1 pseudogene is annotated in these 315 nt (G+C 62.9%); it reads right to left on the reverse strand.

The features are described from left to right. Positions 1 to 291, reverse strand: a pseudogene (locus tag CJ197_RS14800) (transposase); the annotation flags it as partial. Between the last annotated feature and the right edge of the window lie 24 nt (positions 292 to 315).

Raw genomic sequence — 315 nt, forward strand, 5'->3', positions numbered from 1 at the left:
CGCTCCGGCCAGTGCTTCATACTCGGCAAGGGCAAGCTCGACCGCTTCGATGGCGTCGTGTTGATTGGCGGTCGGTGAGATATGCCAGGGGTATTCGTATTTGCTCCAGTAGTCGCGGCATCCCGCCAGGCGCCACACACCCCCTGAAATGGTTTCGAACTCGCTGAAGTCCAGCTGCCACACCTGGTTCGCTCCGGTGGGCGTCTGGGCGAACGCCGCTCTCCTGGCGCCTGCCAGGTCGCGTTGGTGCTTCTGGTAGTTGGTGGGCAGCAGGAGGTTCGCGTCCTGCATGATCCGCATGACGGTGGACGCTGA

Origin of the sequence: Brachybacterium sp. UMB0905 (genome assembly GCF_002871795.1) — a bacterium.
In the GTDB taxonomy this organism is placed as follows: Bacteria; Actinomycetota; Actinomycetes; order Actinomycetales; family Dermabacteraceae; genus Brachybacterium.